Origin of the sequence: Thalassotalea marina, assembly GCF_014656435.1 — a bacterium.
GTDB classification, from domain to species: Bacteria; Pseudomonadota; Gammaproteobacteria; order Enterobacterales; family Alteromonadaceae; genus Thalassotalea_C; species Thalassotalea_C marina.
The window spans coordinates 1-1361 of record NZ_BNCK01000025.1; the positions used below are offsets into that span (position 1 = coordinate 1).

General features: G+C 43.6%; 1 protein-coding gene. It reads right to left on the bottom strand.

Annotated elements, in window-relative coordinates:
- Window positions 1–254 precede the first annotated feature (254 nt).
- The gene (locus IE199_RS21805) at window positions 255–1280 is read right to left on the bottom strand and encodes an IS110 family RNA-guided transposase (RefSeq protein WP_189775034.1); all 1026 of its coding nucleotides are present in this window, start codon (window positions 1278–1280) and stop codon (window positions 255–257) included.
- Window positions 1281–1361: the final 81 nt, after the last annotated feature.

Genomic DNA, 1361 nt, shown 5'->3' on the forward strand with positions numbered 1-1361 from the left:
GCTACATGGACTCCCCTTTGTCAAGCACAAGCAGTTTCTGACAACAAGAAGATCTGACAGCAGCTCTACATTCGGCGTTTGTTAGCTATTTACGCTATCGCCCTGATGATTTGCGCTTGAGCATTGCCTCATTCGTTAAACAGTATTTAAATACTTCCCGACTAAACAGGCTTTTATGCTCTCGGTCTGACCGTGTTATCGTCACTTGCTAATGCTAAACCTCGGTGGGGTTAACCGCTTGGTTTACGTTTTCTCTATTTCACATAATCAACTTGATATTCATTGTTACTTCTAAGCAGCGCCCAAATTAATCGGGCATTTTTTGCCGCTAATGCAACAGTTGCTCGCTTAAACCCTCGTCGCTCGATAAGTTCTTTTATCCATAAACTGGTTCTGTCAGTTTTGTGCTTGCAGTTGGCAATCACGGCGCGAGCGCCATGTATGAGAGAAGTTCGAATGTGCTTTTCGCCACGTTTTGATATTCTTCCCAACTTTACCTGTCCACCTGTAGTGTATTGTTTTGGTACTAAACCAATCCATGCGCTAAATGCACGAGAAGTGTCGAAGTCTTTTGCCTCACAGACAGTGGCAACTACCGCGGTTGCAGTCACTTCGCCGACGCCAGGAATACTCATCAAGCGCTTGGCGGCTTTCATTTGATGGGCTAACTGATACAGTTTTCTATCATGTTTAAGGATTTGTTCGTTTAACCCTTTTATCTCTTGCCATAAATCATGCAATAGCTCTCTAGCAAGCATAGGTAAGTCGTTCTCTGCATCTTCTAAAATACTGGTGATAGCATGTTGTGCAGGGTACCTGCCTTTAGGCATGATGATGCCGAACTCAGCGAGTAAGCCTCTAAGGCGATTAATCAGTGCTGTTCTGTCTTTAATAGCGCCTTGGCGAATACGGTGTAAACACAGTACGGCTTGTTGCTCTTCACTTTTAATACTCACAAACCGTGTTTTAGGACGTGTTACCGCTTCGCATATGGCTTCGGCGTCATTGGCATCATTTTTTTCATTTTGGCGATATGGGATAACAAATTTTGAAGCCATGATACGCACGTCATGTCCAAGCTTAGTAAACTCTCTTGCCCAATAGTGTGCCCCAGAGCAGGCTTCCATCCCGATAATACATGGTGGCAATGTTGCAATTTCAGCTAACAGTTTGTTTCGCTTGATGGTTTTACGAATTTTACACTTGTCATGAGCATCGACACCGTGGATACTAAACACAGATTTGGCTAAATCGATGCCAATTGCTTTAATTAGTGACATATGGACTCTCCTCAATTGAAGCTCTTTATCAACTTCACTATGGCACATTGATGCCGAGTGGGGAGTCCATATCATTCGTTA

Excerpts from the sequence above, each read along its gene's own strand:
- IE199_RS21805 (WP_189775034.1), bottom strand. The coding sequence starts at position 1,280 with ATGTCACTAATTAAAGCAATTGGCATCGATTTAGCCAAATCTGTGTTT.